The 25429-nt window shown below is 72.8% G+C and carries 22 protein-coding genes, 1 tRNA gene and 1 pseudogene; 5 read left to right on the top strand and 19 right to left on the bottom strand.

Annotation, left to right across the window (positions count from 1 at the left end; genetic code table 11):
• Positions 1 to 149 precede the first annotated feature (149 nt).
• Both N4G70_RS00945 and N4G70_RS00940 read left to right on the top strand, forming a co-directional pair.
• Positions 150 to 614 carry a group II truncated hemoglobin gene (locus N4G70_RS00945; RefSeq protein ID WP_261710416.1) on the top strand — a complete coding sequence of 155 codons (465 nt, stop codon included), beginning with the start codon at positions 150 to 152 and terminating at the stop codon, positions 612 to 614.
• Between the two features lie 159 nt (positions 615 to 773).
• A complete protein-coding gene (locus N4G70_RS00940; protein WP_261710415.1) occupies positions 774 to 2363 on the top strand; it encodes an MFS transporter in 1590 nt (529 codons plus the stop codon).
• A gap of 114 nt (positions 2364 to 2477) precedes the next feature.
• Here the strand turns inward: N4G70_RS00940 and N4G70_RS00935 are convergent, their stop codons facing one another.
• The 4 genes and pseudogenes from N4G70_RS00935 to N4G70_RS00920 form a co-directional block, all read right to left on the bottom strand.
• Positions 2478 to 3401 (bottom strand): SGNH/GDSL hydrolase family protein, encoded by a 924-nt coding sequence (locus tag N4G70_RS00935; RefSeq protein ID WP_261710414.1) that lies wholly within the window; start codon positions 3399 to 3401, stop codon positions 2478 to 2480.
• A 553-nt stretch (positions 3402 to 3954) separates the two neighbouring features.
• Entirely contained in the window at positions 3955 to 4554 is a 600-nt protein-coding gene (locus N4G70_RS00930; protein ID WP_261710413.1) for a lytic polysaccharide monooxygenase, read from the bottom strand.
• Between the two features lie 315 nt (positions 4555 to 4869).
• Positions 4870 to 6129: pseudogene (locus tag N4G70_RS00925) on the bottom strand (SPFH domain-containing protein); the annotation flags it as partial.
• 131 nt (positions 6130 to 6260) lie between these two features.
• Entirely contained in the window at positions 6261 to 7598 is a 1338-nt protein-coding gene (locus tag N4G70_RS00920; protein WP_261710412.1) for a peptidoglycan-binding protein, read from the bottom strand.
• A gap of 193 nt (positions 7599 to 7791) precedes the next feature.
• Here N4G70_RS00920 and N4G70_RS00915 point away from each other — a divergent pair.
• A tRNA-Lys gene (locus N4G70_RS00915) sits at positions 7792 to 7865 on the top strand.
• A 70-nt stretch (positions 7866 to 7935) separates the two neighbouring features.
• On the opposite strand, the gene N4G70_RS00910 is transcribed toward N4G70_RS00915, so the two are convergent.
• The 13 genes from N4G70_RS00910 to N4G70_RS00850 all read right to left on the bottom strand — a co-directional run bounded on the left by N4G70_RS00910 (position 7936) and on the right by N4G70_RS00850 (position 20908).
• Positions 7936 to 8967: a glycoside hydrolase family 6 protein gene (locus N4G70_RS00910; protein ID WP_261710411.1), complete on the bottom strand. Its 1032-nt coding sequence runs from the start codon at positions 8965 to 8967 to the stop codon at positions 7936 to 7938.
• A 101-nt stretch (positions 8968 to 9068) separates the two neighbouring features.
• On the bottom strand, positions 9069 to 9752 hold the full coding sequence (locus N4G70_RS00905) for a class F sortase (protein ID WP_261710410.1): 684 nt from the start codon (positions 9750 to 9752) through the stop codon (positions 9069 to 9071).
• 1 nt (position 9753) lies between these two features.
• On the bottom strand, positions 9754 to 10320 hold the full coding sequence (locus N4G70_RS00900) for a hypothetical protein (RefSeq protein WP_261710409.1): 567 nt from the start codon (positions 10318 to 10320) through the stop codon (positions 9754 to 9756).
• Positions 10321 to 10422: 102 nt separating this feature from the next.
• Positions 10423 to 11202, bottom strand: a complete 780-nt coding sequence (locus tag N4G70_RS00895; protein ID WP_261710408.1) for an HAD-IIA family hydrolase — start codon at positions 11200 to 11202, stop codon at positions 10423 to 10425.
• A gap of 206 nt (positions 11203 to 11408) precedes the next feature.
• A complete protein-coding gene (locus N4G70_RS00890; protein WP_261710407.1) occupies positions 11409 to 12485 on the bottom strand; it encodes a 2-aminoethylphosphonate ABC transporter substrate-binding protein in 1077 nt (358 codons plus the stop codon).
• 114 nt (positions 12486 to 12599) lie between these two features.
• Positions 12600 to 13397, bottom strand: a complete 798-nt coding sequence (locus N4G70_RS00885; RefSeq protein WP_261710406.1) for an ABC transporter permease — start codon at positions 13395 to 13397, stop codon at positions 12600 to 12602.
• The gene (locus N4G70_RS00880) at positions 13384 to 14223 is read right to left on the bottom strand and encodes a 2-aminoethylphosphonate ABC transporter permease subunit (RefSeq protein WP_261710405.1); all 840 of its coding nucleotides are present in this window, start codon (positions 14221 to 14223) and stop codon (positions 13384 to 13386) included. Before N4G70_RS00880 ends, N4G70_RS00885 begins: the two co-directional genes overlap by 14 nt.
• Complete coding sequence (locus N4G70_RS00875; RefSeq protein ID WP_261710404.1) at positions 14216 to 15295, bottom strand: ABC transporter ATP-binding protein; 1080 nt, start codon at positions 15293 to 15295, stop codon at positions 14216 to 14218. The genes N4G70_RS00880 and N4G70_RS00875 overlap by 8 nt, the downstream gene beginning before the upstream one ends.
• The gene (locus tag N4G70_RS00870; protein ID WP_261710403.1) at positions 15292 to 15987 is read right to left on the bottom strand and encodes a phosphonatase-like hydrolase; all 696 of its coding nucleotides are present in this window, start codon (positions 15985 to 15987) and stop codon (positions 15292 to 15294) included. Before N4G70_RS00870 ends, N4G70_RS00875 begins: the two co-directional genes overlap by 4 nt.
• 14 nt (positions 15988 to 16001) lie before the next feature.
• Complete coding sequence (locus N4G70_RS00865; protein ID WP_261710402.1) at positions 16002 to 17132, bottom strand: TIGR03364 family FAD-dependent oxidoreductase; 1131 nt, start codon at positions 17130 to 17132, stop codon at positions 16002 to 16004.
• Positions 17133 to 17924: 792 nt separating this feature from the next.
• On the bottom strand, positions 17925 to 18707 hold the full coding sequence (locus tag N4G70_RS00860) for a GntR family transcriptional regulator (RefSeq protein ID WP_261710400.1): 783 nt from the start codon (positions 18705 to 18707) through the stop codon (positions 17925 to 17927).
• Between the two features lie 50 nt (positions 18708 to 18757).
• Positions 18758 to 19549: a hypothetical protein gene (locus N4G70_RS00855; protein ID WP_261710399.1), complete on the bottom strand. Its 792-nt coding sequence runs from the start codon at positions 19547 to 19549 to the stop codon at positions 18758 to 18760.
• A 258-nt stretch (positions 19550 to 19807) separates the two neighbouring features.
• A complete protein-coding gene (locus tag N4G70_RS00850; protein ID WP_261710398.1) occupies positions 19808 to 20908 on the bottom strand; it encodes an ROK family transcriptional regulator in 1101 nt (366 codons plus the stop codon).
• 68 nt (positions 20909 to 20976) lie between these two features.
• Between N4G70_RS00850 and N4G70_RS00845 the strand changes: the two genes are divergently transcribed.
• Positions 20977 to 22062 (top strand): Gfo/Idh/MocA family oxidoreductase, encoded by a 1086-nt coding sequence (locus tag N4G70_RS00845; protein WP_261710397.1) that lies wholly within the window; start codon positions 20977 to 20979, stop codon positions 22060 to 22062.
• Positions 22063 to 22184: 122 nt separating this feature from the next.
• Positions 22185 to 22652 (top strand): heme-degrading domain-containing protein, encoded by a 468-nt coding sequence (locus N4G70_RS00840; RefSeq protein ID WP_261711322.1) that lies wholly within the window; start codon positions 22185 to 22187, stop codon positions 22650 to 22652.
• 108 nt (positions 22653 to 22760) lie between these two features.
• Here the strand turns inward: N4G70_RS00840 and N4G70_RS00835 are convergent, their stop codons facing one another.
• Both N4G70_RS00835 and N4G70_RS00830 read right to left on the bottom strand, forming a co-directional pair.
• The gene (locus N4G70_RS00835) at positions 22761 to 24188 is read right to left on the bottom strand and encodes a choice-of-anchor A family protein (RefSeq protein ID WP_261710396.1); all 1428 of its coding nucleotides are present in this window, start codon (positions 24186 to 24188) and stop codon (positions 22761 to 22763) included.
• Positions 24189 to 24499: 311 nt separating this feature from the next.
• Positions 24500 to 25357, bottom strand: a complete 858-nt coding sequence (locus N4G70_RS00830) for a fumarylacetoacetate hydrolase family protein (protein WP_261710395.1) — start codon at positions 25355 to 25357, stop codon at positions 24500 to 24502.
• Positions 25358 to 25429 lie beyond the last annotated feature (72 nt).

Here is a 25429-nt window from a genome sequence, read left to right as displayed (position 1 = left end):
CCCTTGGTCTTTTTCCGGCTTCCTTCCCGGCGCCCCTCTCCTTCCCCCTGGCGAACGCGGGGACCGCACGAGGATTTCCCCGTACGCGCGGTCGGGTCGCGTGTGAGGCTGGGCGCCTTGGACACCACCGCTTCCCGGAGGGACCCGCAATGACCCAGACCCCGTACGCATGGATGGGCGGCCAGGCCGCGCTGGACCGACTGACCGAGGTGTTCTACCGGCAGGTGCACAAGGACCCCCTGCTGGGCCCGGTCTTCGCCCACGCGAGTCCCGAACACCCCCACCTCGTGGCGGTCTGGCTCGCCGAGGTGTTCGGCGGCCCCGCCGAGTACAGCGCGCACCACGGCGGGCACGCCCATATGGCGACCATGCACAAGGGACGCGGCGTCACCGAGGAGCAACGGCGGCGCTGGGTCGACCTGTTGATGGACGCCGCCGACGAGGCGAAGCTGCCGAACGACCCCGAGTTCCGCGCCGTCTTCGCGTACTACGTCGAGTGGGGCACCCGGATGGCGCTGGTCTACTCGGGCCCCAACCCGCCCCCGGCCTCCGCCGACGTGCCCGTCCCGAAGTGGGGCTGGAACCAGACCCCGCCCTGGGAGCCGGCCGGCTAACCGGGGCCGACCCACGATCGGGCGATCTGGACGCGGACGACCAGACAGACCAGACAGAAGGGCCGTTCCCGGCACATAAGAGCCCCGCCCAGCAGATCTATACGAACGTCTTAAACGCTAGTACTAGACAGGCGTTTAAGACGCTCGTACATTGCTGTCATGACGAACGCGACGAGCACCACAGCGAGCACCACCGGCGGCGCGGGACTGCGCGCCGGGCGCAGGGAATGGACGGCCTTCGTCGTCCTCCTGCTGCCCCTCCTCCTGGTTTCGATGGACGTCTCCGTCCTGTACTTCGCCCTGCCCTCCATCAGCCGCGAGCTCGACCCCTCCGCCACCCAGCAGCTGTGGATCATCGATGTGTACGCCTTCGCGCTCGCCGGGCTGCTCATCACGATGGGCTCGCTCGGTGACCGGATCGGCCGCCGCAAACTGCTCATGATCGGGGCCGGTGCCTTCGGCCTCGCGTCGGTGACCGCCGCGTACGCCACCAGCGCGGACATGCTCATCGCCTCCCGTGCCCTGCTCGGCGTCGGCGGGGCCACCCTGATGCCCTCGACGATGGGCCTGGTCCGCAACATGTTCCGCGACGACAAGCAGCGCGGGCAGGCCATCGGCATCTGGTCGGGTGCGATGGCGGGCGGGATCGCGCTCGGCTCGGTGCTCAGCGGGGTCATGCTGGAACACCTGTGGTGGGGCTCGGTCTTCCTGATCAACGTGCCCGCGATGCTGCTGCTCCTGATCCTGGCCCCCCTGCTGGTACCGGAGTTCAAGGACCCGGCCCCGGGGAGGTTCGACCTGCTCGGCGTGCCGCTGTCGATGGGCGCGGTGCTGCCGGTGGTGTACGGGCTCAAGGAGTTCGCGGCCGACGGTTTCTCCACGACGAGCACGGTCTGTGTCGCGGTGGGCCTGCTTCTGGGCGCCGTGTTCGTACGCCGTCAACTCACCCGGCGCGACGCGATGATCAGCCGTGAACTCTTCCGCCCGGGCCGTGGCTTCGGCGCCGCGATCTCGCTCAACACCGTCGCCGCGTTCGCCATGATGGGCTCGTCCTACTTCACCACCCAGTACCTCCAGTCGGTGCTCGACATGAGCAGCCTGCGGGCCGCGCTGTGGAGCGTCGCCCCCTCGCTCGCCATCGGCGCCACCGCCCCCGCCGCGTCCGCCGTGGCGCAGAAGGTGAACCGGGCCTACGTCATCGCCGCCGGCTTCGCCCTGGGCTCTGTCGGATTCGCCCTGATGACGCTCGCCGGAACGGACTCGCTGTGGACGGTGCTGACCGGCACGACGGTCATGGGCATGGGCATCGTGACGGTGATGGCCCTGGTCTCCGACATGGCTCTGGCCTCCGCCCCGGCCGAGAAGGCGGGCTCGGCGGCCTCGCTCCTGGAGACGGGGCAGGAGTTCGGCGGTGCGCTCGGCATGGCGGTGCTCGGCTCCATCGGCACCGCGGTCTACCGCTCCGACATGCCCGCCTCGGCCCCGGCCGCGGCCCGCGAAACCCTGGGCGCGGCCGTCGCCGGCGCCGACGGGGCACTGGCCACCGTGGCCCGCGAGGCCTTCGTGCACGGCATGCAGTACGCGGCCGTCGGCGGCACCCTGCTCCTGGTGCTCGCGGCGGTGCTGGCGGCGGGGATGCTGCGGGGTCCCGCGGCGGCGGCGAAGGCGGCGGCCGAGGCGCAGGGGGATGCCGAGGCGGGGGCGGGCGCCGGCGCGGCCCAGGAGCGGGTCACGGAGACGGTCGCCTGACGGAGACGGTCGGCTGCCCGAACCCGCACCGGCAACGCCACCGCCCGCCCGAAGGGCCGGTCATCACGGAGATGACCGGCCCTTCGGTGCGCGCAGCACCGAACCGGGAGGACGTCAACTACCCAGCGTTTGCAGGACAGTTGCGGCCTGATGGTCGGCGCCGAGCCGGTTCGGGTGGAACGGGACGGCGGGCCCCACCGGGTGGCTGGACAGCGGCGCCAGACCCTCGACCCACCTCGTACCGTCGGGCGCGCACACGTCGTGACCCACACTCCCCCGATACGTGTCGACGAAGGTGGCCCCGCCCTCGCGCGCGGCGGAGGCGAGCATCCCGTTCAGCTCCCTGAGGCGGGCGCCGAACCAGGCGAGGTCCTCGTCGAGGATCGGCACCAACGGGTAGCACCCGTGGTCGTCGGCGACCCCCGCGAGATAGTCCACGACCAGCACGGTGGCCCGGGGCGAACGCTGGTGAATACCCGTCAGCACGCCGCTGATCCGCGACTTGGCGGCGGCGATCCGCCGGGACATCAGATCCTTGCCACCGGGCTCGGCGAACCTGCTCCGGCACGGCGCGGCCAGCGGGGCGGGCAGCGGGTTGAGACATCCGAGGGCGGTGTCGGCGAGGCCGACGTCGTTCCCACCGATGCCGACGGTGACGAGGTCGGTGGTCGGCGTGAGCCGGTCGAACTGGGCCGGATTCACGCCCTGCGCGAGCAGCGGTACGTGGCCGACGTTCTGCGGCGCGGTCATCTCGACGGTGGTGGCACCCCCACACGTAGCGTCCCGAAACGTCCGGACACCGAGCCGAGCGGCGACCTGCTTGGGGTAGTTCCAGGTGCTCTGGGCACAGCCGGAGGGGGCGTAGGTGTGATCGATCCCGAGCACGGTGACGTCGGCGGACCAGGAGTCGCCGAGGGCCACGTATTCGTGGAAGTGGGGGGTGGGGGTGCCCAGCTGGGCGGCGGTGGCGGGGGCCGGGGCGGTCAGCAGGGTCGTGGTGGCGGCCAGTAGTGCGGGGAGGAGGAGGCGGGGGTTCACGGTTCCATCCACGCACTGTGGTTGGGGGTGCGGGGGGAGCCTTGCGCACAATTCACCCGTTCCGGGCACGTCTGGGCGCCCTTTGCGCCTGCGCGCGTCTTGGGGTTCCCCAGTCCCCTTCCGCCCGCGGCCGGGCGGGGTGGGGTGCGGTGGGTTGCGCAGTTCCCCGCGCCCCTAGACCCTCTCGGTCCTGCGGACCGTGGTCGCTTCTCGCGCAGTTCCCCGCGCCCCTGAAAACCTCGGTCGGCTGCGGGCCGTGCGTTGTTGCTCGCGCAGTTCCCCGCGCCCCAAAACCCCCTTCGGTCTGCGGGCCGTGCGTGGCTGGTCGCGCAGTTCCCCGCGCCCCTTAACTGCCTGGTGCGGGCCAGTGCGGGCACACCCAGCCCGTCCGGCGTTTGAGGACGAGCGCCGTTCAGGCGCGATACGGGGTCTGGGGCGGAGCCCCAGGAGGGCCGGAACCAACCAACCCCGCCGCACGGGCGGGTGGGTGGGCAAGGCGCGGAGCCCCGGGGTGGCGGGGTGCACCCCGGGGTGGGTGTTCGGTGACGGGGCGTCAGAACTGGACGTCCGAGCACGCGTAGAACGCGTTACCCGTATCCGCAACCGTCCACACCGCAAGCACCACATGATGCCCACTCCGCCCCGAGGGAACGACCCCCTGGTGCGACAGCGTCCCCGGCGGCTGCTTGCCGCCATAGGGCACGATGAGGAACGGCTGGGTGTCGAGGGCCGCCCGCGTGAGTTTCTGGGCCGGGTTCCAGCCCTGCTTGGTGAGGTAGTAGCGGAAGTCGGTCGTCGCATGGCGGGCCGTGAACTGCCAGCGGAAGGTGTAGCTCTGACTGCCCGTCAGCTTGGTGGTGGGCCACCCCGTACCGCCGCGCGGATCGTCGAGCTCGGCGAATCTGCTGTTGCCGCCGGCGCATATCGCGCCGTCGGGAGGTCCGCCCGCCGGGAAGCCCTTGGGGCCCTCGACGGACTGCGGCTCCCACTGGATGTCACCGCACCCGGTGACCGTGCCGTTGGCGCAGAGCTTCTGTCGGCTGATGGGCTGGTCGGTGTAGCCGTGGCTGCTCGCACTGCCCGTCGCGAGCAGGGACACGCCGGCGACGGCGAGCCCCACCACAGCGGCACCGAGCCGCTGCTTCTTTCGCATGCTGTCACTCCTGAAGAACGTGGGGGAGTTCCGGGGATGGAGCTGCACGCGCGCGGTAGTTCAGGTTCCGGTCTAGACCAAGTACCAGATTATTGACGGGAGTTGGACGTGTCCAGGCCAAGAACGCAACGAGATGGGACCGGACGGACCGTCCCCGCCCGACCGTGGCCGTGCGGCCGCCCGTGCGGACCGTCCCCGCCCGGCCGTGGCCGTACGGCGCCCACCACGAAGCGAGGCCACCCCTCGACACGACGCCTCACCCTCACCCCGCCTCCCCTTAACCCTCTCCCTCCCCTCCACCCTCCACCCTCCCCCTCAGCCCTCCCCCACCCCCCTCCCCGTGTAGAACGCCACCGTCAGATCCTTCACCAGCGCCTTGCGCTCATACGCGTCGAGCTCCACCAGACCCCGTGAGGTCAGCCGGTGCACGGTGTCGTCCACCGCGTCCACCACCGAGGTCAGCACCGCGTCCCGGTGCCGGGCGTCGATGGCCGCGACCCGCTGCCGGCGCATCGCCGCCGCCACCTCGGGCGCGTACTCGATCCGGGTCGGCTGCGCCGAGTACAGCTCGATGCCGACCGGCTCCGCCTCCGACTTCAGCAGCCGGGTCAGCGCGTCGCCGACGGCCTCCGCGTTGCGCAGGGTGGGGGCGTCCTCGTGGAAGGCGTCGGCGGGGAGCTGCGAGAGCACCCGGGCCATCGCCGCCTCCACCTGTTCGCGCAGATACCTCTCGTGGTCGGCGACGGCGAGCGCGGCCCGCGCGGTGTCCCGGACCCGCCACACCACGAGGATCACCACCCGCAGCGCCGTGCCGTTGGCGTCGACCACCCCCAGCGGCTCGCTGCGCCAGTGCCGAAGCCGCAGGTCGACGCGGCGGCGAAGCAGCAACGGGCTCATCCAGACGAGGCCGGTGCGCCGCACGCTGCCGCGGTAGTCGCCGAACAGCGACAGCACCCAGGCGTGGCCGACCCGGCCCCGGCCGAGTCCCCCGAACGCGAGGACCACCACGCTCACGCCGACGGCGAGCAGCCCCCACTGTTCGAGCCGGATCCCCCGGTACGGGTGCGCGGGCAGCCGCAGCAGTGCAACGAGGCCGGGGGGCAGCACGCCGGTCCACCAGAGCACCGCCGCGCAGCCCGCGAGCGCGAGGAGTCCGACGGCGACGGCCACCGGGCCGGCCACCACCGGGCCCGGCCGCTCCGCGATCCGCGGGTCGACGGGCGTCGCGGGTCTGGCGGGCGCCGCGACCCCGGCGCGCGGCCCCGCCTGCCGGGGCGGCCGCCCGCCCGGCCGCGCGGCACCCGCACCAACGACACCCGTACCGACGGCAGTTGTGCCCGGGCCGGGCCTGTCTCCGGTGCCCATACCCGGGCCGGCCAGGCCGGTAGCGAGTACGCCCGCCGCCGGTACGAGCGGGACGTTCCCGGTGTCGTCGCGGAACAGCAGGTGCACCGGGATCTCGGCCGTGTTCTCACTGCGGATCACCGCCACCCTCCGCCCGGTGTCCACCGGCGTGAGCGCGGGTGCGGAAGGAGCCGTGAGCGCGGGCGCGGAAGGTCCGTCGGGCACGGGCGGGTTCTCGGTGCGGGCGGCGGTCATCGAACCGGGCTTCTGCGCAACCGAGTTGGTTTCGTACCACGTCGAACCCTCGCTACCGGCAACGGAGTTGGGCTCGGGCGTTCTCTGCGTGCTCATGTTTGCCTCCGTCATGCGAAGAGCCGCCGCCAGGTCTCGGGGCCCGGGTAACCGTTCGCCGCCGCGCCCGACCAGCCCTGGGCCCGCTGGAACGCCTCGACATTGCGCCGGTCCGCCTCGCTCCAGCGCGGCCCGGGGCCCGAGGTGTAGTACGTGCCGAAGCCCTTTTCGACGAGCCGGCGCCCCAGCTGGGTGACGTACGGGCTCTCCTGGCCGGGCCGGAAGTGGCTCGGGCCGGGAAAGGCGGGACGCGTCGGCCGGGTGGCGGGGGCCGGTGCGGGGGGCGGGGCCTGGGTGGTCGCGGGGATGTCCCGGCCCCTGCCCTGGACGAGCAGCGACCAGGTCCGCTCCCCGGGGATTCCGTCGGCGTCCGCCCCGGTCCAGCCCTGCGCCTGCTGGAAGGCCCGGGTCGCGTTCAGGTCGGCCGAGCCCCAGCGCGGCCCGGGCCCCTCGGTGTAGAAACGGTTTCCGCCGCGCTTGACCAGCATCTGGCCGAGCCGGGTGACATCGCCGTTGACGGCGCCGGGCCCGAACTTGGCGGCTCCGGGGAACGCAGTGGCCGAGCTCTCGGCGTCGGCGCCGGGCACCGCCCCGCCCGTACCGGTCGCCACGGCCTTGTACCGGTAGGGCACGTAACTGGCCGAGTCCTTCCAGTACGCGTACGGGGTGGCCTGCTCCCGGGCGTGGGGCGGGGTCTGTTCGTAGGCGGTGTAGTAGGCATGCGTGGAGTCGGTCCAGCCGCCGAAGATCACGACGTGCGAGCCCTTGTTGGGGTTGGCGGGGTTGTGGAAGAGCAGGATGTCGCCGGGCTGGAGCTCGTCACGCGTCGTCCGCACCGCGAACTTCGCCAGGCTCCCCGTCCACTCGTTGGTACCGAGGTTCCACGCCATCGACACGAAGCCCGAGCAGTCCTGGCGGTAGCCGTCGCTCCAGTACGCCTCCATGTTGTACGGCACCGCGGCGGTCACCCAGGTCTTGGCCCGGCTGATGATCTCGGCCCGGGTGATGGGCGCCAGCTCGGCGGGCTGGTTGGCGGGCCGGCCCGGTGCGCCGTGCAGTCCGGCGGGGCCGCCCTGTTCGGTGGGGGGCCCGGGGTCGGCGGTCCTGTTGGTGCCCGGACCGTCGGGCACCGGGTGGGGGGCGGCCGCGGCCACCGTGCCACCGCTCAGCACCACCGACGCGGCGGTGGCCGCCAGCAGTGCGCGCCGGGCGCCGCCGTTCGCCGCGGGGTGGCCGCCGTCACGCACCGGGAGCAGCCGGGTGCGCCGCCGGTCGGCGCAGCCCCGGCAGCCGCACGCCCCGGCGGGCTCGTAGTCCTCGAACACCGGGCCCGGTGTACTGGCTTCCATCCGCTGCCCCTCCCGCTCGTTCCGTTCTCGGCGACTTCGACTGTCTTTTCCGCGCTGGCGCCGGGCGCGCGGTGTCCCGACTGTCCGCACACGTCGCAGTGTGACGGAACGAAAGGGATAAAACGAACATCTGACAGCGTGGCGCTGGTCAAAACCACCCTCCGGAGTCCGGTAAGGTTTTCCAGGTCAGCAGGCGCCGCTAGCTCAGTTGGTTAGAGCAGCTGACTCTTAATCAGCGGGTCCGGGGTTCGAGTCCCTGGCGGCGCACGCACCACCGAGGCCCCCTCGCTCAGGCGAGGGGGCCTCGGTCGTCTCCCGACCCGGCCGGCGCCGGCCGTCAGCGCGAGTTGCCCGCCAGAGCCAGGGCGTACTCCGGCCACCAGGCACCCGCCGGGGGCCCGCCCCGGCAGGGCCCGTCGGACTCCCCCGGGCGTTTCGCCCACACATACGCGTCGATCACACCGCTCCCGGTGTCCGTCGTCGGGCGCTCGCCGAGCGCCCGGCCCGGCGGATTGCACCAGTTCTCGGCCGGGTCGCCCTCGGTGTACGGGCCGTTGCCGTTGCGGCTCGTGTCGATCACGAAGTGCTTGCCGCCGACCTTCGCCGAGAGGCGCTCCCCGAACTCCCGGCTGGCCCGGGTGGTCTGGAAGTTGGACACGTTGACCGCGAACCCGTCGGCGCTCTCGATCCCGGCCCGCCGCAGCGGCTCGTCCAGGGCGTTCGGGGAGCGCCACCCCGCATTGCCCGCGTCCACGTACACCTTCGTCGCGGGCTGCTGCTTGAGCCGCTCGACGGCGCCCTTCAGCAGGGCGTAGCGCGCCGCGTGCAAGGGCTCGGGAGTGCAGCCGTCGACGAGGTGCAGGATCGCGTCCGGTTCCAGGACGACGGCGGCGGGGCGCTCGCCGATGCCCCGGGCCACCTCGTCGACCCAGGCCCGGTAGGCGTCGCCGTCGGGGGCGCCGCCCCGGGAGAACTGGCCGCAGTCGCGGTGCGGGATGTTGTAGAGGACGAGCAGCGCCGTCCGCCCGGCTTTCGCCGCGGCCTCGGTGGCGGCGCGCACCGCCGCTTCGGGGTGCTCGCCCGCGATCCACGCGCCGACCGGCTGCTCGGCGATCTTCCGGATCAGCGCCGCCCTGCCGCTGTCCCCGGCGCGGGTGTACGCGGCCAGCTGGCGTGCCGCGTTGGTGTTCGGGTCGACCCAGAACGGGCCGTCGGACGTGACGAGCGGGGAGGGGGTGGCGCTCGCGGCGGCCGGGGTACGGCCTTCGCCGGAGCCTCCGCACCCGGCGGCGAGCAGGGCCGCGACGGCGGCCGGGGCGCCCGCCCGGATCGCGGTCCGCCTTCGGCGGCGTGCCCAACTTCCGTACATTCAGGCCCCCTTGACCGGGTTGAGTCCGTCAGCGGCCCTTCGGCCGGGCCCCGTGCGGCGGGATGGTCCGTGTGCGGCGGCCCGCGGGTCGCGCCGGGCGGTCAGGGCTGCGGCGGCTTCGAAGGGGCCGGGTCCCTCGCGTCGGTCAGATAGGCCGAGACGACCACGTTCGCCGTGTACGACTTGGTCGTGCGGTCGTACGTCCCGCCGCAGGTGATCAATCGCAGTTCGGCGCGCCCGCGCTGTCGGGGCCCGTACACCTGGGCCGCGTCGAAGTGGCTACGGGGGAAGACCTGGACGTCGTCGATGGTGAACTCGGCGACCGTGCCGTCGGCGCCGGTCACCTTGACCCGCTGGCCGGGGCGGACCGCGCTCAGGCCGTAGAACACGGCCGGCCGGCTCTCGGTGTCCACATGCCCGACGAGCAGGGCCGCGCCGGCCTCGCCGGGCCGGGTGCCGCCGTCGAACCAGCCGACCGTGCCGGCCTGGGCGTACGGGGGCGGGTCGACCGCGCCGCCGGAGTCCAGGCCGCGCGGCACGACCGGCGCGGTGACGCCTATGGAGGGGATCTCCACGCGCTGGGGCGTCGCGCCCTTGAGCGGAGCGTGGGCGGGCGGCAGCGGTACGCCGAGGGGCCGGCCCACGGCGGCTATGTCACCGGTGATCGGCCCCGAAGTGCTGCCGGAACCATTGGTGACGTCCCGGCCCCACAGCCACAGGCCGAGCAGCAGCACGGCCCAGGCGAGGCCGGTGACCAGCCGCCCACTGCCCCGTGCCGAGGACATGTCAGCCGCCGCCGCGCCGGCGCCGTACGCTGCGCGACGCCACGGCCACCGCCGCGACCGCCGCCAGGGCGAGGCCGATCACCGCGTGCCGGGTGCCGGGGCCCTGCTCCTTGGGCTCCTGCGCCGCGAGCGTCGCCGCGCCGCCGCCGCCCGCGTGCACGGGCCGGAACGGGGTGGGTCGCCCGTGGTCGTCGTGGTGATCGCCGTGGTGGTCGCCGTGGATCACGGTGAGCCGGCCGCTCGCCTTGCCGGAGCTGTCCTTGCAGTTGACCCAGATGTCGTAGTCGCGGTCCTGCGCGTCCGAGCGGATCCGGGCCTTGGCGAAGAGACCGTCGTCCCCGGCCGGCGTGAAGCGGGCCTCCGAGACGAAGGCGTCGGACGAGCCGATCGCCTCGTGACCTCTGCACACGCTGACCCGCAGGTCCACCTCCCCGCCGGGGGCGATGGCGCCGGGGGTCACCCGCACCGATCCGTGCGGCTCGGACTCGGCCACCGCGGGGGACGCGGGCAGCACGGTCAGGGCGGCGGCCGCCACGGCCGCACACAATGTGATGGGACGGATGCGCATCGTGAACCTCCTGTAACCGAGATTCACGGCAAGCCGCGCATTCCGCATCCCGAGGGCGTGGCGGCTGGGCCGGACGGACCAACCGCCCGCCCATGGGACGGGTCAGACCAGCTTCACCAGATCGGCGATCGAGTCGACGATCTTGGAAGGCCGGAACGGGTAGGACTCCACGTCCTGGGGCCGGGTCAGGCCCGTCAGGACCAGGAACGTCTGCATGCCCGCTTCCAGACCCGCCAGCACATCGGTGTCCATCCGGTCGCCGATCATCGCGCTGGTCTCGGAGTGCGCGCCGATCGCGTTGAGGCCGGTGCGCATCATCAGCGGGTTGGGCTTGCCCGCGAAGTACGGCTTCTTGCCGGTCGCCTTGGTGATCAGGGCCGCGACCGCGCCGGTGGCGGGCAGCGGGCCCTCCTGGCTCGGCCCGGTCTCGTCCGGGTTGGTGCAGATGAACCGGGCCCCCGCGTTGATCAGCCGGATCGCCTTGGTGAGCGCCTCGAAGCTGTACGTACGGGTCTCGCCGAGGACGACGTAGTCCGGCTCGTGGTCGGTCAGGACATACCCGATGTCGTGCAGCGCGGTCGTCAGGCCGGCCTCGCCGATGACGTACGCGGTGCCGCCGGGCCGCTGGTCGTCGAGGAACTTCGCGGTGGCGAGCGCCGAAGTCCAGATGTTCTCGACGGGCACGTCCAGACCCATCCGCATCAGCCGGGCGTGCAGGTCGCGCGGGGTGTAGATCGAGTTGTTGGTGAGGACGAGGAAGGGGCGGCCGGACTCCTTCAGCGTCTTGAGGAAGGCGTCCGCACCGGGGATGGGGGTGCCCTCGTGGATGAGGACACCGTCCATGTCGGTGAGCCAGGATTCGATCGGCTTGCGCTCTGCCATGGGTGCGGACTCCTGCGTTCTGCGCGGTCTTCTCGCGCTGATGAGCTTTCAGCTGGGGACTCCGGCGCACCGCACTGTGCGTTGCCGGCGCCCCCAGCCTAGTCAGGAACCCCCGATCCCGACCCGGCCGATCACGGTTCGGTCCCCGGCGGGGCTCGGGCCCGGTCGGGCCCGGTCCGCGCGGCTCGGCCGGGAGACGGCCCGGTTCAGCTCTTGGTCGCGCTCTTCCAGGCGTCCACGTACTGCGACAGGTTCTTCGCGATGTCCATCCAGTCCGGCTGGAAGATCTCGACCCCGCGCATCAGTTGGGCGAGCGCGACCGCGTTGGCGTCGGTGGCCTTGATGTCAGTGCGGGACGCGAACCCGCCGCCTGTCGCGCTGACCTGCTTCTGAGCCGGCTCGCTCAGCATGAAGTCGAGGAGCTTCTTGCCGTTGGCGCCGTGCGGGGCGTGGGCGACCAGTCCGGCCGCATAGGGCAGGCCGAAGGAGGACGGCTTGGTGCCGCTCGTGGTGCCGGGGAACCAGATGCCGAGGTTGGGCATGGTCCGGGACTGGGCGTGGTTCATCTGCACATCGCCGTTGGCGGCGAGCAGCTCGCCCTTGTCGACCTTGGGCGCGAGCTTGCCGGTGGAGGAGGAGGGGCCGACGTTGTTGGCCTGGAGCTTGCGCAGATACTCCATCGCGGCCTCCTTGCCGCCGAAGTCGTGCATGGCCTTGATGAGCAGGGCGGTGCCGTCGCCCGCGACACCGGGCGTGGAGTACTGGATCTTGTTCTTGTAGCGGGCGTCCAGGAGGTCCTCCCAGTTCTTGGGGGCCTCCTTGAGCTCCTTCTTGTTGTAGATGAACCCGAAGTAGTTGTTGACCACCGAGGTCCAGGTCCCGTCGGGCGACTTGGACCCGCCGTCGACCTTGTCGGCGCCCGCCGGTACGTACCGCTGGAGCAGCCCCTTGCCCTCGGCCTGCTGGATGAACGGGGGCAGGGTGATGAGCAGGTCGGCCTGGGTGTTGGACTTCTCGCGCAGGGCGCGCTGCACCATCTCGCCGGAGCCGCCCTCGACGTACTGGACCTTGATGCCGGTCTTGGCCTCGAAGTCCTTGAAGACCTGGTCGTACCAGCCGTCGCCCTTCTCGCCCTTGAGGCCGTCCGCGCTGTACACGGTGACGGTCTTCGCGTTCTCGTCGGCGGAGGAGGCGCCCGAGCACCCCGAGAGGCCGGCGGCGAGGAGGAGGCCGCCGGTGACGGCGGCGAGCGGCTTGAGTGCGGGGAGGGTGTTTCTGGGCATGACGTTCGGGGCTCCTGGTCAGGTGGGCGAGAGGTCAGGGGTCGGCGAGTCAGCGGCGCCGCCGGGCAGGGGGGCGGCGGGTCAGCGGGTCAGCGGGGGTGCTGCGTCAGCGGGTCAGCGGAAGGAGGCTCGGGTGCGGATGCGGGAGACGCCGAACAGGACGAGCAGCGTCGTCGCCATCAGGACCACGGCGAGGGCCGCGCCGGTGAACAGGGAGCCGCGGTCGGTGGCCGCGAAGATCCGCACCGGAAGCGTGGTCCAGTCGGGCGGGTAGAGCATCACGGTGGCGCTCAACTCGCCCATGGACAGGGCGAAGCAGAGCCCGGCGGCCGCCGTCAGGGACGGCAGCAGCAGGGGCAGTTTGACCCGCCACAGCACCTGGTGCGGCCGCGCCCCGAGACTGGCGGCGGCCTGCTCGTACATCGGGTCGAGGCGGCGCACCGCGGCCGACACCGACTGGTAGGCGAACGCGGTGACCAGGACGGTGTGCGCCAGGATCACGATCCAGCGCGTCCCGTTGAGCAGGACCGGCGGCTCCGAGAACGCCACGAGCACGGCGAGGCCGACCACCACCGAGGGCACCGCCACGGGCAGCACGAACAGGGCGTCCATGAAGCGCCGTCCGCCCTTGTCCAGGGCGGCCGCGGCGAGCGCCGCCCACGAGCCGACGACCAGGGCGAGGACGCTCGCCGCGAGCGCGGTGACCAGGCTGGTGGTGAGCGCCTGGAGGGACTCCCCGCCGGTCGCCGCCGCGTAGTGGCCGGTGGTGAACCCGGAGGGCAGGGCGCCCGACCAGTTCGTGGCGAACGACGCGGCCACCACGACGAGCAGCGGCAGCGCGAAGACGGGCAGGAAGAGGACGAAGAAGACGGTCCGCGCGGCCCATCGGCCGCCCCGGCTATGCACCAACACGGCGGCTCACCACCCGGTAGAGGCCGTACAGGCCGACGGAGATCGCGATGTTGACGACGGCCACGACGCAGGCGGCCGGGTAGTCGGACTCCAGGATCGCCTTGCTGTAGACGAGCATCGGGAGCGTGGTGACGCCCTTGGCGCCGGTGAACAGCACGATGCCGAACTCGTTGAGACACATCACCAGGACCAGGGAGCCGCCCGCCGCGAGTGCGGGCAGCGCCTCGGGCAGGATGACCCGCCGCACGATCCGGGCGGGCCGCGCCCCCAGCGAGGACGCCACTTCGAGCTGGGCGGTGTCCAGTTGGGAGAAGGCGGCGAGCAGGGGCCGCATGACGAACGGGGTGAAGTACGTGATCTCCGCGAGCAGGACGCCCCAGGGGGTGCCCAGGAACTGGAAGGGTCCGCCCCCGGTCGTGCCGGTGACGTCGTCCCACAGCCCGTTGGCCATGCCGACCGTGCCGTAGACGAACAGCAGGGCGAGCGTGATCAGGAAGGACGGGAAGGAGAGGAACACGTCGATGAACCGGGCGACGGCCTTGCCGCCGGGGAACGGCACGAACGCGATGACGAGCGCGAGTACGAAGCCCAGCACGAGGCACCCCGCGCTCGCCCCGACCGCGAGCCACACGGTGGTGCCGAGCGCGTCGCGGAACGCGGCGGAGGCGAACACATCGGTGTAGGCCTGGAGGGAGGTGCCCCCGGTGTCCGGGGAGAGGGACTGGCGCACCACGAGGGCGAGGGGGTAGAGGAAGACGGCGCCCAGGACGGCGACGGGAGGCAGCGCCCAGAGCGCGGCGGGGGCCGGGCGTGAGGGGCTAGCCATGGGAGACCCCCGCGGCCAGCAGCACCGCGTCCTCGCGGGCGAAGTGCAGGGTCACCTCATCGCCCATCGCCGGGGTGACCTTGAGTTCACGGACGTCCGCCTTCACGCGGTGCCCGTCGACATCGACGTACAGCCGGTGCGTGGAGCCCCGCCACTGCACCTCGGCGACCGTCCCCCGCAGCGCGTTCGGGCCCGCCCCGAGCCCAACCAGGTGCGGGCGCACGCACAGGGTGGCGCTCGACCCCCACGCGGCCTCGTCGGTGGCCACCGACAGCTCGGTGTCGCCGAACAGCACCGAGCCCGAACCCACCCGTACCGGCAGCAGGTTCGCGTTGCCCACGAACGACGCCGTGAACTCGGTACGGGGCCGGCGGTAGAGGTCCTGCGGGGTTCCGCAGTCCTGGAGGCGGGCTCGGTCCATGACGGCGATGCGGTCGGCCAGGGTGAGCGCCTCGACCTGGTCGTGGGTGACGTACAGGATGGAGACGTCGGGCAACTCCCGGTGCAGGCGCGCGAGTTCGGCGAGCATGCCGGAGCGGAGCCGGGCGTCGAGCGCGGAGAGCGGTTCGTCCAGGAGGAGGACGCCGGGGCGGATGGCGAGCGCGCGGGCGATGGCGACGCGCTGCTGCTGACCGCCGGACAGCTCACGCGGATAGCGCTTGGCATAGCCGTCCATGCCGGTCATCGCGAGCGCCTCGGTGACCCGCTCCGGGATCCGCGCCGTGGGGACCTTGTGCGCCTTGAGGCCGAACGCGACGTTGTCCTCGACCCTCATGTGTGGGAAGAGCGCGTACTGCTGGACGACCATGCCGATGCCGCGCCGGTACGGCGGCAGGTGGGTCACGTCGCGGTCGCCGATGAACACCCGCCCCCGCGCCGGCTGGACGAATCCGGCGACGGCGCGCAGCGCGGTGGTCTTGCCGGATCCGGAGGGGCCGAGCAGGGCCATGACCTCGCCGGGTTCCACGGTCAGGTCGAGCGAGTCGAGAACGACGGCGTGCTGGTAGGCGACGGTGACGCCGTCGAAGCGGATGCCGCCGCGTGGCGCACCCGGCGGGGCGGCGCCGCTCACTCGCCGGCCTCCAACTCCGCTATCAGATACGGGAGTTCGGCGACGGACGGCAGCACATGGGTGGCACCCGCCGAGACGAGGGCCTGCTTGTCGTGGGCGCCGGTCAGCACGCCCGCGACGAGGCCCGCCCCGGCCCGTACGCCGCTGAGCATGTCGTACGAGGTGTCGCCGGCCACCGCGACACGGCGCACCGAGTCGACCGCGCCAGTGCGCAGGAACGCGCTGAGCACCATGTCGGGGTAGGGGCGGCCGCGGCCCCCGGCGTCGGCCGGGCACAGGGTGAGCGGGACGAGGTCCTGCCAGCCGAGGGCGGCGAGGATGGCGTCCTGGGTGGCGCGGGCGAAGCCGGTGGACAGGACGACGGTCCGGCCCTCGGACGCCAGCCGCTCGACGGCCTCCCGGGCGCCGGGGACGGGCGCGAGGAGCCCACCGTCCACGAGTGAGCCGTACGCCTCCTCGAAGGCGGTGTTGGCGGCCCGCGCCTTCGTCTCGTCGCCGAAGAGATGACGGAAGACGGAGATCTTGGACTCGCCCATGGTGGCGCGGACGTGGTCGAGCATGGTGGCGTGCTCGGCGGAGCCGGGCTCGACGCCCAGGCGTGCGGCGGCGCTCGCGAAGGCCCGCTCGACGAGGCCGCCGTCGGCGACGGTGGTGCCCGCCATGTCGAGGACGACCAGATCGTAGGTGTTCATCTCGCTCAACTCCCTTACCAGCCCAGCTCGTTGGCGGTGCGCTCAGCGATGGCGGGCGAGCAGGTCATGCCGCGCCCGCCCGGCCCGGTCACCAGCCACACGCCGTCCCGCACCTGCTCGCGGTGCACGACGCGGGTGGTGTCGGCGCACTGGGCGTAGACCCCGGCCCAGCGCCGCTTAATCCTGGGCAGCGGCCGCCCCAGGAAGGACTCGACGACCTTGACCAAGTGGTCGTACGGCTCCTCCAGCACATCGAAGGCGAAGGGGTGCTCGTACTCGTGGGTGTCGCCGATGGTCAGCCCGCCGTCCGCGCGCTGCACCATCAGGAGCTGCATCCTGTGTGCGGCGGCGAGGGGATCCTGGGCCTGCCCGGCGTTCAGCGCGTCGAGGGCCTCGCTCGCGTACGCCGGGTAGTAGCGGAAGCTGTCGGCGTCCGCGATGGAGGTGGTGAGCGGTTCGCCGAGCGGCGCGGTCTGCATCATTTGCAGCCGTACGCGGCGCACCGGCAGGTCGGGGGCGAGTTCGCGCACGAGCCCGCCGAGCCAGGCGCCGGTGCACAGGATGACGGCGTCACCCTGGTGCGTGTCGCCGTGGTCGTCGCGGACGGCGGGCCCGCCCGCGCCGCCGCCGACGTCCCGCACCTCCCGCCCGCCCAGGAAGGTGTACCGTCCCGACGCCAACAGGGCGTCCTGCAAGGCGAGTTGGGCGGTACGGGGTTCGACGGCCGCGTCGCGCTCGCACCACAGGGCGGCGGTGAACTCGCCGCGCAGGGCGGGGTTGAGGGCGCGGGCCCCGGCGGGGGTGACGATCCGGTAGCCGCGGGCGCCGGCGTCCTCGCGGGCCACGGCGGCCTCGGCGACGGCGACTTCCAGTTCGGTACGCAGCGGGGTCAGCGAGCCGTTGGGGCGGAACCCGATCCCGGGTACGCGCTCGCCGATGCCCTCCCACAGGTCGCGGGCGCGCAGCGCGGTCTCCAGTTCTTCGCCGCCGGCGCGGCCGCTGACCCATATCTGGCCGAAGTTGCGGAGCGAGGCTCCGCGTGCCCGGCTCTCGCGCTCGATGTGTACGACCTCGTGGCCGCGGTTCACTGCGTGCCAGGCGTGCATGGTTCCCACCACGCCGGCTCCAACGACGATGACTCTCACGACGGCAACGCTCCTCGGGGTGGGTGTCTCGCGCCGGTCCGCGCGGCGACGGCCCGGTGAACGGGCCCCCAAGCTTGGACTAGACCCGTTACGTGACCGTTACCCCGCCGCCCCGTTTTCCCACCCACCCACCCACCCGCGCGGCGGGGTTGGCTGGCTCCGGCCGCCCCCTGGGGCTCCGCCCCAGACCCCGAGGCACCTCACCCACCCACCCGCCCGTAAGCCCAGGATTGAAAGGTTCCGGCCCTCCTGGGGCTCCGCCCCAGACCCCGATCGCGCCTAAAGGGCGCTCGTCCTCAAACGCCGGACGGGCTGAGATGCCCCGTGCGGGCCAGCACCGAGTAGTTAAGGGGCGCGGGGAACTGCGCGAGAAGCGACCACGGTCCGCAGCCGAAAGCCGGGCCCCTGGGGCTCCGCCCCAGACCCCATTCGCGCCTGAACGGCGCTCGTCCTCAAACTCCCCCAAGGCCTTAAGGGCCAGGGGGGACCCCCATGACAGGCTGAGGTGTCCCGCACTGGCCCGCACCGAGCAGCCAGGGGCGCGGGGAACTGCGCGACCAGCCACCCGCGCTCCGCAGCCGAAGACGTGTTTTGGGGGCGCGGGGAACTGCGCAAGACGCGGGCACGGTCCGCAGACCGAGAGCGGGTTCAGGGGCGCGGGGAACTGCGCGAGGAACCCCGCACGGCGCGAGGGCCAAAGGGAGTTGGGGGCGCGGGGAACTGCGCGAGGAACCCCGCACGGTGCGAGGGCCAAAGGGAGTTGGGGGCGCGGGGAACGGCGCCTGGAAGGGGCTAGCGGGCCAGGTGGGTGGTGAAGGAGAAGCGGTCGCCCCGGTACAGCGTCCGGACCCGCTCCAGCGGCACCCCCTCCGCATCCCGGGAAACCCGATGAATGAGCAGCATCGGCAATGCGGGAGGCGTACCGATGAGCAACGCCTCCCGCGGCGTCGCCAGCACCGTCTCGATGCGCTCGTCGACATCCCCGAGCGCGAGCCCGAGCCGATCGCGCAGATAGGCGTAGAAGGAGGAGTCGGGCTCGAACTCCGTGTCCAGGTCCGGCATCCGGGACACCGCCGCGTACGTACTCTCCAGACCCATCCGCTCGTCGTCCGCGAGCAGCACCCGCTCCATGTGCCACACGGGTTCCCCCCGCCGGAGCCCGGTCTCGGCGGCGAGCGCGGGCGGGCAGGGGAACCGTTCGAGGGTGATGAGGTGGCGTCCGGGCGTACGGCCCTGGCGGCGCACGCCCTCGGTGTAGCTGGCCAGCGACAGCGGCTGCTCCAGTTTGGCGCCGGCCACCACCGTGCCCCGCCCCTGACGCCGCAGCCTGCCTTCGAGCAGCAGCTCGCGCAGCGCCTGCCGCACCGTCTCCCGCGCGACCCCGTGGCGCAGGGCGAGGTCGCGCTCGGTCGGCAGCGCCTCGCCCTCCGCCAACTCGTCTATCAGCAGGGCGACTTGAGCCTTGACGGCGTAGTACTTGGGGATGCGCCCATGGTCCGGGATGCCGGAGCGGATGGGGGCGCCGGGGGCCTGGTTCTCCGGGTAGCCGGTCAGGGAGTCGTTCGGGTTTTCCACGGGCCCGATGCTCGCACGGGCAGGTGAACGGCCGGGGCCGTCCCCACCGTTCAGCGGCGCCGGGTACGCGGTCGGCGCGCCATCGTGACCAGGGCCGCACCCGCGACGAGGAGGACCGCGGCGGTGAGCGCGAGGCCGGTGAGCGCGCTGCCGCGGCCGGTCGCGGCGAGCTCGGAGTCGATCCGCTCCAGCAGATCGTCCTCGGGCACGATGTCGAACCGGTAGTCGCCGGACTCCCCCACCCACTGCCCGTTGCCGCCCCGGCGCTGCACGATCGCGGCGTTGGCGGTGACGTGGTCGGCCACGGCGTCGGCGGTGAAGCCGAGCCGCACCGGCACGGTGAGGGTCTTGCCCGCGCCGATGACGAACCCGGGGAAACCGTCGTCGAAGACGCCGATGTGCTCGTCCTCGTCCGTCCTGAGGAAGGTGACCGGGTGCCTGCGGCCGGTGGCCGGGTCGTCGAAGTCCATCCGCAGCTGGGAGTTCTTCAGGGTGCGGTCCCGGTCGACCAGGACGAGCACGGGATGGATGCCGTCACAGGTCTCGTGCGAGGTGTTGGTCAGGTCCAGCGACCAGCTCTGGCTCTCAGCGCCGGGGTGGTACTCGGCCGGCCCCCCGTGGATCCTGGTGTCCAGCGGAAACGCGGTACCGGTCCGGCTCGCGCACAGCGGCAGCTTCGCGGACAGCGGCGGGTCGACGGGCACTGCGGCGACGACCGGCTTGCGCGGCGCGAGATCGTGCCGGCCGGGCGGCACCCCCCCGTCGTCGGCCGCGGCCACCCCCGCGAGCGGGGCGATGGTGGCGGCGGCCACTGCGGTGACGAGGGCAGTGTGCAGTCGCATGAGGGGCCTTTGCTGCTCGCGGCGTGCGGGGGTCGGGGACCTGGCCCCGTGGGGGCCTTCCGGTCTGGTCGGGTCGTGGAACTGCGAGCCTTCCACGCCCTCGCCCACCACCCCGCGCGCCACGTCCGGGCGGCCCCCTGGCGCCCGTGAAGACCGCCCCATCAGCCCAACATCATCCCGTCATACGGGCTTACGGGCTTACGAACCTGTGAGCCCGTAAGCCCGTGAGCGCGGGCCGGAGCGGCGCCGCGTCCACTCCTACGGCTGGGGATACGCCACGTCCGCCCGCCCGAAGACGGGGACGAGCACGAGCTGGGCCGCGCCCTCGGCCACGGCGTGGGGGCCTCCCGCGGCGGGGCCGACCGGGATCGCGGGGGCGCCGCCGCGCCGGGCGCGCTCCTCGACGACCGCGCCCACACCCCGTACGAAGGTGTCCTGGTCGGCGGTGACGGTACGGCCGCCGAGCAGGATCTCGTCGATGTCGAGGAGCCCGACGAGGTTGGCGGCCCCCACGCCCAGGAAGCGGGCCGCGGCCGCGATGTCCCCGCGGGCGACCGAGGCCAGACACAGCGCCTCGATGCAGCCGCGTCCGCCGCAGCCGCACACGGGCCCGCCGAGCAGGATCGTCTGGTGCCCGAACTCTCCGGCCCCCGTACGGGCGCCGCGGTGCACCGCGCCTCCGAGCACGAGCCCGGCGCCGAGGCCGCTGCCCAGGTGGATGTAGGCGAACGAGCCCGCCCGGCTCCCGGCCCGCAGGGCCAGGCCGAGGGCCGCGGCGTTGGTGTCCTTGTCCAGGAAGACCTTCCGGCCGAGCCGTTCGGCCAGCGCGTCGCGCAGCGGGAAGCCGTTCCAGTGCGGGAAGCCGGTGACGCGGTGCAGCACCCCGCTGTCGTGGTCGAGGGGGCCCGGCATGGCGACGCCGACGCCGAGCACCCGCCGCCCGCCGGTCAGCGCCTCGGCCTCGGCGGCCGCGGTCTCCACCACGTCCGCGGGCTTGGCGCCGAGATCCAGCGGTACGGTCCTGGCGCCGACGAGAGTGCCCGCGAGGTCGACCAGGACCGCGGTCAGCTCGTCGCGGTCCAGGCGCAGGCCGATGGCGTGCGCGGCGGAGGGCACCAGCTTGAGCACGGTGCGGGGCTTGCCGCCGGTGGAGGCGCGGCGGCCCGCCTCGGTGGCCGTGCCCTCGTCCCGCAGCCGCCCGGTGATCTTGCTGACGGCCTGGGGGGTGAGCCCGGTGCGCTCGGCGAGTTCGAGCCTGCTGATGCCCTGCTCGCCCGCCGCCCGCAGCAGGTCGAGGACGAGCGCGGCGTTGTGGTTGCGCAGCGCCGGCAGGTTCGCGCCCGTAGTGCTCCTGTTCACCGACCCATTGTCCCTCTTGCTTGCACTTTGGCAACAGCGTTGCTTAAGTGGATGCCATGAAGGATCCCATGAACGCTCCCCAGACCGACGGCCTGCGCGTGGGACTCGTGGGCTACGGCCTCGCGGGCTCCGTCTTCCACGCCCCGCTGATCGCCGCGACCGAGGGCCTGACCCTGGACACGGTCGTCACCTCGAACCCGGAGCGCCGGGCGCAGGCCCGCGCCGAGCACGGCGACGCGCTGCGCTTCGCGAACTCCCCCGAGGAGTTGTACGACGCCGGCCTCGACCTGGTCGTGATCGCCTCGCCGAACAAGACGCACGTCCCGGTCGCGACCGGCGCCCTCAAGGCGGGCCTGCCGGTCGTGGTCGACAAGCCGCTCGCCGGCACGGCGGCCGAGGCGCGCGAGCTCGCCTCCCTCGCCGAGGAGCGCGGCCTGCTGCTCTCGGTCTTCCAGAACCGCCGCTGGGACAACGACTTCCTGACCCTTCAGCGGTTGATCGCGGACGGCGAACTCGGCGAGGTCCAGCGTTTCGAGTCGCGCTTCGAGCGGTGGCGGCCCGAGCCCAAGGGCGGCTGGCGCGAGTCGGGCGACCCGGCGGAGATCGGCGGCCTCCTCTACGACCTGGGCAGCCATGTCGTGGACCAGGCGCTGGTCCTGTTCGGCCCGGCGCTGCGCGTCTACGCGGAGGCCGACGTACGCCGCCCCGGCGCCCAGGCCGACGACGACACCTTCATCGCGATCACCCACGCGAGCGGCGTCCGCTCGCACCTGTACGTCAGCGTGACCACGGCCCAACTCGGCCCGCGCTTCCGGGCGTTGGGCTCCTCGGCCGGATACGTGAAGTACGGTCTGGACCCGCAGGAGGCGGCGCTGCGCGAGGGCGAACGCCCGTCGGCGGGTAAGCCGTGGGGCGTGGAGCCCGAGTCGCTGTGGGGCCGGATCGGCTCGGGCGAGTCGCCCCTGACCGGCGGCGGCCGGCCCGTGCGGACGGCGCCGGGCGACTACCCCGCGTACTACGCCGCGATCGCGAAGGCCCTGCGCGAGGGCGGGGAGCCGCCCGTCACCGCGCACGAGGCCGCGGCCGCCCTGGACGTCCTGGAGGCGGCCCGCCGCTCGGCCCGCGAGGGCGTGACGGTGGAGGTGGCGCTGTGAGGGCCCATGACACGACGGCGAAGCCGGAGAAGGCCGAGGGCGGGGACCGGAGTCCGCGCCGGGCGCAGGACGCCGGATCCCCGGCCCCGACGACGACGGGCGGACAACCGTCCGCCAACTCGGTGGCGGCCCTCGAAGCCGAGCAGCGGCGCCTCGTCCTGCGCCGGTTCAGCTACGAGGACGCGTGGGAACTCGGCCTGCTGCTGCGCGAGTTGGCCGTGGAGCGCGGGGCGCCGGTCGTGATCGACGTACACCATGGGGCGCGGCAGGTGTTCCGGTGCGCGCTGCCCGGCTCCAGTGCGGACAACGACGCCTGGATCGACCGCAAGCGCCGGGTCGCCGAACGCTACGCGGCCCCCTCGTTCCTGGTCGGCGCCCGCTTCCGCGCCAAGGGCACCACCTTCGAGGACGCGTCGCGCCTGGACCCCGACCTCTATGCCGCACACGGCGGTTCGTACCCGGTGACGGTCGAGGGCGTGGGGATCGTGGGGACGGCGACGGTGTCGGGCCTGCCGCAGGCGGAGGACCACGCCCTGGTGGTCGAGGCGCTGACGCGATGCGTCAACGGCCGCGACCACCAAGGCAGTTGAGGCGGTCCCGCCCCTGAGCCCCCTCCACCCGGCCCCCTCAGAAATGCTCCTCAGGAAAGCTCTCCAGGAACACCAGGAACACCAGGAACACTCCTCAGTTACGCCTCCTCAGCGCATCCTCCTCAGACCCTTGGGCTTACGGGTCACGGCGAGGGTGACGCCGCCTGCCGCGACGAGGGTGACCGCGATCCCGCCGATCAGCATCGTGGTGCCGGAGGGCGTTCCGGTGTCGGGGAGTTCGCCGCCGCCGTCGGTCCCGTTCCCGCCGGAGTCACTGCCGCCGTCGTTCCCGCCCGAGGCCCCGCCGGTACTCGTGCCCTCGGAGTCCGTGGGGCTCGGGGTCGGCGGTTCGGGGGTGGGGGTGGGCGGTTCGGGCGTCGGCGGCTCGGGGGTGGGTGGCTCGGGCGTGGGCGTGGGCGGTTCGGGCGTCGGCGGCTCGGGAGTGGGCGGGGTGGGCGAGGGGGTCGGCTCCTCGCCCCGGCAGCTGGGCAGGTCCCCGTTGAAGGGGTAGGCGTGGAACTCCTGCCCGCCGCCCCCTCCCACCACGGAGGTGTGGACGAGCGAACCGACCGTGAAGAAACGCCCGTTGACGCCGGGCAGTGTGACGGTCGTCATGCTGTCGCCGTTGCCGACCAGCACACTGCCGGAGAACTGTCCGCTGCCGCGCAGCCGCACCGTTTCGGCGTCGGGGAAGTTCCAGAGCAGCCGGTCGCGGAGCCCGGCCGGGAGCATCCCCATGTACGTGTTGATCTCGCGTACGTCGCCGGTGAGGTTGACCAGCACGGTGGCCCCGGCGGGGATCCCGGTGAACAGGAACCCCTGCGCCCGGCCGCCGGGGCCGGCGAGGTCGAAGTCGACGTTGAAGACCTGGAGATGGGACGTGCCGTCCCCGGTGAACAGGGTCTCGTTGCCGTTGTTCCTGGCCGTGCCGGTGGCGTGCCGCGGCTTGCCGTCGACGTAGGCGTAGCAGTGGCTCGCGGCGGCGAGGTTCGGCTTGAGCCGGGCGTAGGGGGCGGCGGCGTCGGGGTCGTGGACGGCCCGGGGCCGGACGGTGCCGGTGAGCGTGCCGCCGTGGCGTACGACGCCGGAGACCGAGCCCTCCTCGGCGAGCAGGCGCTGCCCGGCGGCGACAACGACGTCCTGACCGGCGGTGAGGAAGTCGGTGCCGTTGTCCGGCGGCACGCGGGAGCCGACGCCGGCGACGCCCACGTTGTAGACCTGGGAGACCCCGGTCGCCTTGTGCTGGTCGAACTTGCCGAGGACGACGACCTTGCCCTCGGCCTCGGCGGCGGCCTGCCGCACGAGGAAGTCACCGCCGACGAAGACGTTGATGTTGTTGTCCCGGCCGGCGAGCGACCCGTTGTTGGGGTCCGGATACGGGACCACCGGACAGTTGCTGCCCTTGCAGGGCCCGAGCCCGTCCGGCAACGGATCGGCGAACCCGAACGTGGCCATCGCCCCGACCACGACCGCCGCCCCCACGACGACGGCCGAGGCGGTGGCCGCCCTTTTCCGAATCCCTGGCGTATTTCGCATAGACGCAATATGCGAACTTAATCCCAAAGATCCCCCGAGACACGCACGAACCGGCCCCCGTCCGGCGGCAGAACCCACAACACGCGAACCGCCCCGGGGGGCCGCAGGGGGCGTCACGATCGGGGGCGGCTGCGCGGTGGCCGGGGTTCGCCGACGGGCGTCACGACCACCGGGCGCCGGCCGCCGACGAAACCCGCACCACCCACAGGTCGCCGAGCCGACCGACCCCGCCGAACGGGCGGGCGGGTGGGAAAGGGGGCGAAGGGCCGCCAGGCCCAAGCCCCCCCCCCGACCCCCCACCCCCGGAGGGCTCACGCGTCCTTGAACACCTGCCGCTGCCGCCCCACCCCCGCGACCTCCAGCTCCACGACGTCCCCCGCCCGCAGATACGGCTTGGGCTCGGGCTGCCCCATGGCCACCCCCGCGGGCGTACCGGTGTTGATGACGTCGCCCGGGTACAGCGTCATGAACTGGCTGACGTAACGGACGACCTCCGAGACGGAGAAGATCTGCTGCGCCGTGGACCCGTCCTGCTTGAGCTCCCCGTTGACCCAGAGCCGGAGCGAGAGCGCCTGCGGGTCCGGGATCTCGTCCCGGGTGACCAGCCACGGCCCGAGCGGGTTGAACGTCTCGCAGTTCTTGCCCTTGTCCCACGTGCCGCCGCGCTCGATCTGGAACTCCCGCTCGGACACGTCGTGCGACACCGCGTACCCGGCGACGTACGCCAGCGGGTCCTCGTCGTCGCCCACGTAGCGCGCGGTGCGCCCGATGACGATGGCGAGTTCGACCTCCCAGTCGGTCTTCACGGAGCGCCGCGGCACGAGCACCGTGTCGTGCGGCCCGACCACCGTGTCCGCCGCCTTGAAGAAGACGACCGGCTCGGCCGGAATCGCGGCGCCGGTCTCCTCGGCGTGGTCGTGGTAGTTCAACCCGATGCACACGACCTTGCCGATCCGCCCCACCGGCGGCCCGACGCGCACGCCCGGGTCGTCGAGCGCGGGCAGCGCGCCGGCGTCCGCGGCGGTCCGTATCCGGTCGAGCGCAGACGCGTCGGCGAGCAGCGCGCCGTCGATGTCCGCCACTAGGCCGGACAGGTCCCGCAGGGTCCCGTCGGCGTCGAGCAGCGCCGGACGCTCGTGTCCGGCGTCGCCTACTCGCAGCAGCTTCATGGTCAGTCTCCCTTGGTCGAGCCGGGCCCGGCCGATGGGTAGCGGCCATCGGAGGATCGTCCGATCCTCCAA

The organism is Streptomyces sp. ASQP_92, from assembly GCF_025399895.1.
GTDB lineage: Bacteria > Actinomycetota > Actinomycetes > Streptomycetales > Streptomycetaceae > Streptomyces.
The sequence above is the reverse complement of the archived record's forward strand: the minus strand, read 5'-3'. Positions and strand labels throughout refer to the sequence as shown.